This is a genomic window from Enterococcus sp. E4-223 (assembly GCF_035727065.1).
GTDB lineage: Bacteria > Bacillota > Bacilli > Lactobacillales > Enterococcaceae > Enterococcus_B > Enterococcus_B faecium.
This window is the reverse complement of sequence record NZ_JAPMLH010000012.1, coordinates 19930-29108: the sequence shown is the minus strand read 5'-3', so window position 1 is coordinate 29108 and position 9179 is coordinate 19930. Positions and strand designations below refer to the sequence as shown.

Sequence of the window (9179 nt, the reverse complement as noted above, 5' to 3'; positions counted from 1 at the left end):
TCTTTGTCAACACGACACCGCCTGGTGTAAGTCGATTTTCTTTCGTCAATTCTACCACCGCTGTCTGACTTCTTTCGATCTCAAACTCGATCGGTGTCGCATCTAATTCATACCCCGTTGGCGCTTGGGTTTCTACCAGCTGATATGCTCCTGGTGCTAAACCTTCAATTGCCAGTTTTCCATCTGCTCCTGTGGTTAAACCTGACTGCAGAACGGTTCCATTGGCATCTTGTAACTCAAAAACAGCTCCTTGCAGGATTTCCCCGCTTTGGTCGTCGATCTTTGTCAACACGACACCGCCTGGTGTAAGTCGGTTTTCTTTCGTCAATTCTACCACCGCTGTCTGACTTCTTTCGATCTCAAACTCGATTGGTGTCGCATCTAATTCATACCCTATTGGCGCTTGAGTTTCTACCAGCTGATATGCTCCTGGTGCTAAACCGTCAATTGCCAGTTTTCCATCTTCTCCTGTAGTTAGACCGGTTTGTAGCGTTTCTCCTTCTCGGTTCTGTAACTCAAAAACAGCTCCTTGAAGGACTTCACCACTGCCTTCAGCATGTTTAATTAGTTCAACACCACCCGTATCAAGGATGTTTTCAATGGTTAACGTCACTTCTTCTATGGAGTATTCATTTATAAAAACATCATGTACCGTCGCATCTAAAAGATACCCTTCCGGTGCTTCTGTTTCTCGGACTTGATAGCTACCTACAGGAAGCGGTTCACTTAAAAATTCTCCGTTTTCTGCCGTTATACCTTCTTGTATCACTTGTGAATCGCTTGATAAAATTTCAAATTTTGCTCCTGCCAGCCTTTGGCCATTCTCATCAGTTTTAATTACTTTAATACGCCCATCGATTTTCCTTGTTCTTACAGTACTCGTATTCAATCGACTGTCACTATTCACAAGCGTTGCAAAGTTTAAAATTTGATCGCCGACTGCATACGCCTCTACATTGACCTTAAAAGAGAGGGTAAAACTTGTCGGCCCAACAATCATATTATTCGCACTGAAACGAACCATTCCATTATTGACTTCGGCATCAATGAAAGAGGGAATATCTGATAGAAATGACACAAATTCCATGCCTTCTTCCAAAACATCTTCAATAACGAGTGTATTGCTTGTTCCAGAAAACATCGAGACATGCAGAGTATACGTTAGTTCATTTTCATTGAGATTGATAACATTTTTGTCCACACTTTTTCTTAAAGAGATTGCCGGAAGATTACTTTCAGGGATTCTCAAGCGGTAGTTTCGGCTCATTACCTGATTATTGTAGGTCATACTCGCTCGATTCCGAGAAAACCCATCCTCTTGTCTTCCTTCATTGAACAAGTCGACATCGGTCACTTCAAGAGCATATTCAATAAAATACGATTGACCCTCTGCTAGATTACCAAAGTCCACAACAAGTGTATTCGTTTCCTTATTAAAAGATACTTTGTCCACAAATTCCTCGGAAACATAATGAGTTCTAACGTTTGCTTCACCTGGATTCGTTACTTCTGCGATCCGAACCCCACCTGAAATAGGTTCTCTATTTCCAGTGGAACTCCATGGAGTCGGATTCGGTGCCAAAGTTGTTCCTTGCGGTAGTACATCGGTAACCACTACACCGTCTTTTCGTGATCCTTCATAATTTACCTGCAAAATAAATTTATTACTGTTGGTCACGTCTTGCCCGTCAATCAGCAGATTCCCAAAATTTCCTTGGCTGTCGATTTCTCTAGAGCCATAGTATAATTTCGAAAAAATGGGTCTTGATGAAGGAATAGGTGTAATTGAAAATTCCGTGTTTACTACTCGCTCAGCATAAGTAAGACTCACTTGAAAGTCATTATTTGGCTCAGTACCGCCTGATTGAAAGAAAGCAACTTCAAACGTGATACTGAATGTATACAACTGAGCGGCTTCATTTAATCCTTCATAATCAAAGGTAAATGGAAAAACAACGTCTGTGCCTTCTTGGTAAAATGCCAGTGGCTTTAACGGAGAATCATCAGCGACCTCCACTCTAATGAACTCAATTAAGCCAATCGATGCTCTAGGAACTCGTACGACCATCTCCCCATATTCTTCAAGAATATCGCCAGCGCCTCCTTGAATGTATCCCTTTAACGTTTGTGTATGCCTGCTCGGCAAAGTGGGGCGCTCAACAGAGATGCCGATGTCATAATTCAAGTGCTCCTCTTGTCTTTCAATTTGAAATTCCTGCGTCATAGATGGCTCAGATGATCTCGCTTCATTAAAAGACTCACTTGTGCTTTCTTCTGGTACATTAAAAGACTCACTTGTGCTTTCTTCTGGTACATTGATTTCTATTGAGACCGTATTTGATTGAATATCACCGCTTCTTGCGGTCAATTCGTATTTACCTGAATGCTGGGAAGAATAAGTAATCAGACGTTCGTAATCATTGAGTTGCTTCACTTCCCCTTCAATCAAATCCTCACTCTTATTAATGACCAATGCATTTAGCAGGTCTGGTGTTCCTCTGACTCGCAACTGGAACTGCTCACCCAAAGCAACCTCCTCTTGATCAACTTCGATTGTCAGCGAACGCTCTGGCTGTTCTGCTAAAGACTCAGCTAGAACCGTTATGTTCCCAAATTGATTGATCACAATAAGCATAACTAGAAACATACTTAACAGTTTATGAAATTTGTTCCTCACTATTACTCCCCCTTATAATTTTGACTAAACAACAAGGTACCCGATAATTTTCTAAAAAGATTCCCCAACTCAAAATGGCTGCGTTACCTCCCTCGTATTTTCGGTTCAACTCAAGCGTTGCAATGTAAGCTGTAAACAAAGCTAATGATTGCCGATTGTCTTCTGTTGATTGATTCGATAGCTTTGTATGACTTTTAGTTGTCCGTGTGGCTTAACCATAATTATGATTTCACGATTCCTCCTGCCAGTGCCTTGCACAAGCTGGAGCGTAACCCTAATAGTTGTTTTGTTAATGTACTTATATACTTTTCCATTAGAAACAATCACTAAATCGTTGATACCAAGGTCAGACTCTAGAATTTCATCAGTGAGTCCCTGTATTGGTTAACCTTCATCAATCCCAAAAAAATATATCAATGCTTAGCATCAAAATGAATATATAGTTTAGAGTACTTGGGATTCATCGATAACTGATCGCTTATTTGGCCATATTATTTGGCACTTGGTTCAACTAAACGCATTTAGGATGTTCCTTCATTCTCATCATGGATGTTCTCAAACCGTCATTACTAATAAACTGTCCACCGAATCGATGGTTCATTTCTTGCATTTTCCACGTCCAATTACTCTTTTTGCTCCTTATTTAGGCGTAGTTTTACTTTCTTAACTTGTATCGTCTTCCATCAACTCCTTAATCATCTTCTTAGCTTTATTGGCTCGGTTTCCTTGTAAAAGGTATCTACAAATAGTGACAATCTGTATTAAATCTTCATAATTTTCTGTAATGTCAATAATTTCTATATTCTGTACCATATATTGCAAAGGGTTTCACTAAGTTCATAACCGAAGCGTATTAAACAAATTTTGTATAGAATAACTACCTTTTCTATTTTTCCATTGGTAATTCTGTCTATTAATTGGTTTAATCCTTTTGTTATAGTTGATTTCACTACCAAGATGATTCTCTCGAATTTTAAAGCTTGAAGATGTATTGCTATTTTTGCTAACTGGCGTATTTGCAACTATTTTTCCCTTCTATTCTTCCTTCATTGGTTCCCCTCTAAAATTACTATCCATAAAAAATTGCATAAATGACAATAGTATTTATATTAGTCATACTGCTTTTTAACGCAGCCAATTCCAGAAAAACATTCGTTACATATTTGTGAATTTTTCCAAAAAATAACATTTTTATAAAAAGACGAAAAATAAATCACTACCAGTCAACTTCTATAATATTACCAAATAACAAACTAACTATCCATCAATAACGTGTTTTATTTTTTAAAATTTCTATAAAAAAATAATCATTATTAAAAAGAATATCTAAAAATAACAATAACCTTTGTGATTTTTCTTGTTTGAAGAATGTTAGAAGAAAAGTCTCTAAATACTTATAATTATTTTATAAGCGAAAAAAATGCTATCGGTAGTATCACCGATAGCTGAGGAAAGTCACAGTAGGGACTATTTGATTAAAAAATATGTTTATTCAATCCATCTATTTATTTTTGCCTTATTAACATATTGTAATAATGTAAGCAACAATGTATTTTAAGTGTAATGCTTTTATGCACCTATTTAATTTATCATTCTCATCTGATACAATCTCACTCATAACAATATGAATTTTTCTTCTCATTAGTCTCAGTTCACCATGAATTATACATAACACCCAATACAATTATTTTTCCATACTTTTTTAAGAGGACAATTACATCGTATATATCGCTAAGAATTGCAACCATTCCATTTTTAAAGACATATTTCCTCTAAAAAACTAAAATTCTATCTATCCACGACTAATAATCCCCCACATTAAACCCGTAATCGAACCAGAAAATTTTTCTTTATAACTAAAACAACCATCATTTTCGAGTTATCTTAAACACATATTTCCTATTTTTTCATTTCTATCCATGCATGATAATATTCAGTTCTGATATTGTTTTCATCCGTATTCGTCAATAGATACTGGCCGATCACTTCTCCTGTTTTCCATCCTTTTTCATACATTCTTTCTCTGATTTCTAAAATATTATTACGTTCCGCATGGTTCATCTCGGATTTCAATAAGAATCGACGATAAACAGCCGTATCTTTTTTCTCCCAAATCACGTCTTGAGTAAATAAATGTACTTCACTAGGGTCGATAAAAAATCCATACATCGTCTGTGAACTGGAAGCTGGCATACTCATCATCCCAAAGCTTGAATAGTTAGGTAGAAATTTTTTGATTTCCACAATATCTTCAAACTCCGTTGAGATCATACAGTCAAAAGGGATCTCTTCTACAGGAAACTCTTCCTCGTTTGTATCGATCATCAATTTCAACTGTTTTTTTCGCGCCCTTATCTCTTTCTGTTTTTGTTTCATCACCACCAGTTCTTTATGGATTCTTCTTTCTGTTTCATCAAGTGTCTCATATAACTCCGTCAATGTTTTTCCATATAAATTCTTCATCTGTTTGATCGGTATATCTAATTTTCTATAAAAAACGATATCATAAAGCATAAAAATATCATCGATATCAAACAATCGATAATCATTCTCTTCTTGTCTACTTGAACGGATTAATCCTTGTTCATCCCAATAGCGGATCGTTGATTTTGGCAAATCAAATAGTTCCGATACTTGGCCAATCGTATACATTTTTTTCATTTTTTCTCACCTCTTTTTCAGTTTATTCTTTTTTCTATTGACCTTCAAGTTACTTGAAGGTATAGAATCGAAAAGTATCAGAAAAAAAGGAGGAATAATATGTCTATCTTAAAAACATTCTTACAGAAAAACAAAGGACTAGCTCTCCTTACCTTTGTGATGATCTGTTTACAAATCGCCGGTACATTAGGTGTACCAAAATTAGTAGCAAAGCTGATCGACACAGGTATAGCAAGTGGCGAAGCCTCAGTTATAAAAAAAATCGGAGTTGAAATGCTGCTTGTAGCGTTTCTAGGAACGATTGCTGCGGTTGCCTCTAGTTACTTTTCAGCATTGGCATCCGCTAGGTTTGGATTCCAAACGCGGGAGAAATATTTCCGTAAATTCCAACAGCTGTCAATGAAGGATATCAGTCGTTTTAGTTCTGGATCTCTTTTGACAAGAATGACGAATGATGTCGATAATGTCCAGCAAATGATTGTTTTATTTTGCCAAATGATCTTACCAGCACCGGTTATTTGCGTTTTCACCATTCTCATGATGTTTCGTTATTCTCTATTACTAACATGGGTTACATTGATCTCTGTTGTTTTTTATGTATGGATTGTTTATCGACTGATGAAACGAGGGGCACCTTTATCTTTGAGTATCCAGCCAAAAATGGATCGGATCACCATCACATTGAGAGAATTCTTTACTGGGATTAATATGATCCGTGCCTTTGATAATCAATCATATGAAGAAAAGCGAACGAATAAGAGCTTTGCTGACTATGCTAATCAAATGATCAAAGTGAACCGAATATTTGCTTGGGTCACTCCAATTGCTTTTTTGCTCATGGGAATCGTTTATGCTTCTATTTTGTGGTTTGGCGGAAATCTTGTAGCAGAAGGAGCATTACAAATCGGTGTCGTGACTGCTGTAGTCGAATACTCTATGCTGACACTTGCTTACTTGATGATCGCAGCTATGGTATTGGTCATTATCCCTAAATCGTTTGCCTCATTACGACGGATAGAAGAAATACTGCAAGCAGAGATCGAAATTGAGGAAGAGACGATCAAAACAGTGGCTGAACCAACCTTTGATCAGACAAATGCAGCTGCTTTTGAACATGTCACATTTAAATATACTGAAATCTCTGATCCAGTTCTAGAAGATATTGATTTCACAATACCTAAAGGAAAAACAACAGCGATCGTTGGCGGGACCGGATCTGGAAAAAGTAGTTTGGCGAAACTTCTCTTGAGACTTAGTGACCCTACGATAGGAAAAGTAACCCTTGGTGGTATTCCTCTTACTCAAATGACTCAAGAACAGATCCGCTCCCACATCAGTTATGTCCCTCAGAAGGCTTTCTTATTCAGCGGGACAATTTTAAGCAACTTGCAGATGGGAAATGAATATGCCTCAACAGAAGAGTTGTCTAAAGCGATCAAGATCGCTCAATTAGAAGAACTAGTGGACACCCTTCCTGACGGATTGGACAGCTTTGTTGCTCAAGGCGGTTCTAATTATTCAGGTGGCCAGAAACAGCGGATATGTATTGCTCGAGCGTTGATCAAACCAGCAGAGATCTATGTATTCGATGATAGTTTCTCCGCCTTAGACTATAAAACAGATGCAGCATTAAGAGCAGCCCTTCATAAACACATGTCGGAGAAAACTCTCGTGATTGTTGCTCAACGCCTCAGTACAATCCAACAAGCAGATAACATCATTGTTTTAGATGAAGGAAAAATCGTTGGACAAGGTACTCATGAAGAACTACTGTCTAATTGCCAAACTTATCAGGAGTTTGCAAAATCACAAGGAATATAGAAAGAAGGGATTCGATGGAAAAGAAAAAAACGTTGAACACACGCGCTTTGATACGTTTTTGGAAAATGATCAAACCTGAACATAAATATTTTTACGGATTGTTTCTCTGTAGTTTATTGGGCAACCTATTAGTTGTAGCCATGCCCCTGATCATGGGAATCGGGATCGATGATCTCTTATCAGAAATAAGAAAAACAGGTATTGGACAGCTTTCTTTCAGTGATATCAAACAAGCATTGCTGTTCCCTGTCTTATTGCTGATCGGCTGCTCAGTCCTAAGCAGTATTGCTTCATTTATCCAAGAACGTACAATGGCAGCATTAAGCGAAAAGATCACATTGAGGGTGCGAAAAGAAATCACAAAAAAATTCAAAACGTTACCGATGTCGTTTTTTGATAATCATCAAGTCGGCGACATCATCAGTCGAACGACTACCGGACTCAATCAGCTTTCTCAAGTGTTATTGACAGGTATCAATCAATTTTTCACTTCTGTCGTAACAATAGCTGCTGCTGGTCTAATGCTGTTTTATATCGAAAGCAAGCTTACTTTGCTCGTCTTATTGCTGATCGTTGGCAGTTCAATTGTTACAACTAAGATTGCGAACAAAAACAAACAGATTTCTGAACAGAATCAGTATGAACTGGGTGTTTTAAATAATCGAATGGAAGAAATCTTAGCTGGTAATCTAGTGGTCAAAACATTCAATCAGCAAGCTCATGCAGAAGCTGCTATACACGAAGTAAATAAAAAGCAATACAACGCTTTTAAACGTGCTCAATTTATGAACTTTGCTATCTATCCGGCCATTCGTTTCATTAATCAACTCGCCTTCATCATAAGTGCGGTATTCGGTGCTATGCTTGTTCTATCTGGTGGTGTGACGATCGGCTTCTTACAAGCTTATCTTCAGTACATCAATCAGATTTCTGAACCAATTTCTACCGCTTCTTATGTGATCAACTCGATCCAATCCGCAATGGCAGCAATCGATAGGATATTTGAGATATTAGATGAAACAGATGAAATTCCAGACCTTCCAGATGCAAGACTTTTAGAACAACCGAAAGGAAAAATAGCTTTCAAAAATGTACAGTTTGGTTACACATCAGATAAAATATTGATGAATCAAATCGATTTTTCAGTAAAGCCAAAACAAACGGTAGCGATCGTTGGTCCAACTGGTGCAGGAAAAACGACTTTAGTCAATCTGCTGATGCGTTTTTATGAACTGAATAAAGGAAAGATCGAATTCGACGGTCTTGATATTACCAAGCTTTCACGTGGAGAACTACGTCGTTCTTTTGGGATGGTTTTACAAAATACCTGGCTGTTTGAAGGAACGGTAGCTGATAATATCGCCTACGGGAAAATGGATGCCACAAGAGAACAAATTATCAAAGCGGCTGAAATCGCGCAATGTGATCACTTTATTCGAACACTGCCAGACGGATATGATACGATCATTTCTAGCGAAAACGGTACGTTATCTCAAGGACAGCAACAATTATTGACAATTGCGCGAGTCATTCTAGCGAATCCTCCTGTCGTTATTTTAGATGAAGCAACTTCTAGCGTAGATACACGAACAGAAGCATTGATTCAGCAAGCAATGGAAGCTGTGACAAAAGATAGGACAAGTTTTGTGATTGCACACCGATTGTCAACGATTGAAAATGCAGACATGATCCTTGTAATGAAGAATGGCGATATCGTCGAAAAAGGAACACATTCTGAACTACTCCAATCACCAACGCTTTATGCCAGTCTTTATAATAGTCAATTTCAGATAGCGTAACAAACATTATCTAAAAAGCTATCGATCATGTATGATTAGTCCATGATCGATAGCTTTTTTAAATGTACTAGTGGTGCCACTAGAAACAAAAAGAATAATACTAATGATACTTTTTGGACAACTCCTTCAGTTTCGTTCGGTAAGTAGTGACAACAGACTTGTCACAATCCCTTTTTACGAATAAACGGCGTTCAAGAGACAACCTATCGGCAATAAGACAC

At 37.6% G+C, this 9179-nt stretch carries 4 protein-coding genes and 1 pseudogene; 2 read left to right on the top strand and 3 right to left on the bottom strand.

All coding sequences use genetic code 11. The features are described from left to right. The 3 genes and pseudogenes from OS139_RS13135 to OS139_RS13125 all read right to left on the bottom strand — a co-directional run. On the bottom strand, positions 1 to 2677 hold a 2677-nt coding region (locus OS139_RS13135; RefSeq protein ID WP_325066991.1), incomplete at its 3' end, for an MSCRAMM family protein. Between the two features lie 663 nt (positions 2678 to 3340). After that, a pseudogene (locus tag OS139_RS13130) lies at positions 3341 to 3634 on the bottom strand (IS607 family transposase); the annotation flags it as partial. A gap of 942 nt (positions 3635 to 4576) precedes the next feature. After that, positions 4577 to 5338, bottom strand: a complete 762-nt coding sequence (locus OS139_RS13125) for a MerR family transcriptional regulator (RefSeq protein ID WP_002307953.1) — start codon at positions 5336 to 5338, stop codon at positions 4577 to 4579. Between the two features lie 99 nt (positions 5339 to 5437). On the opposite strand from OS139_RS13125, the gene OS139_RS13120 reads away from it, so the two are divergent. Beyond that, positions 5438 to 7159, top strand: coding sequence for an ABC transporter ATP-binding protein (locus OS139_RS13120; RefSeq protein WP_002285920.1), 1722 nt, complete (start codon positions 5438 to 5440; stop codon positions 7157 to 7159). A 14-nt stretch (positions 7160 to 7173) separates the two neighbouring features. Then, positions 7174 to 8958, top strand: a complete 1785-nt coding sequence (locus OS139_RS13115; protein ID WP_002332365.1) for an ABC transporter ATP-binding protein — start codon at positions 7174 to 7176, stop codon at positions 8956 to 8958. Positions 8959 to 9179 lie beyond the last annotated feature (221 nt).

Excerpts from the sequence above, each read along its gene's own strand:
- OS139_RS13120 (WP_002285920.1), top strand. The coding sequence starts at position 5,438 with ATGTCTATCTTAAAAACATTCTTACAGAAAAACAAAGGACTAGCTCTC.
- OS139_RS13115 (WP_002332365.1), top strand. The coding sequence starts at position 7,174 with ATGGAAAAGAAAAAAACGTTGAACACACGCGCTTTGATACGTTTTTGG.
- OS139_RS13125 (WP_002307953.1), bottom strand. The coding sequence starts at position 5,338 with ATGAAAAAAATGTATACGATTGGCCAAGTATCGGAACTATTTGATTTG.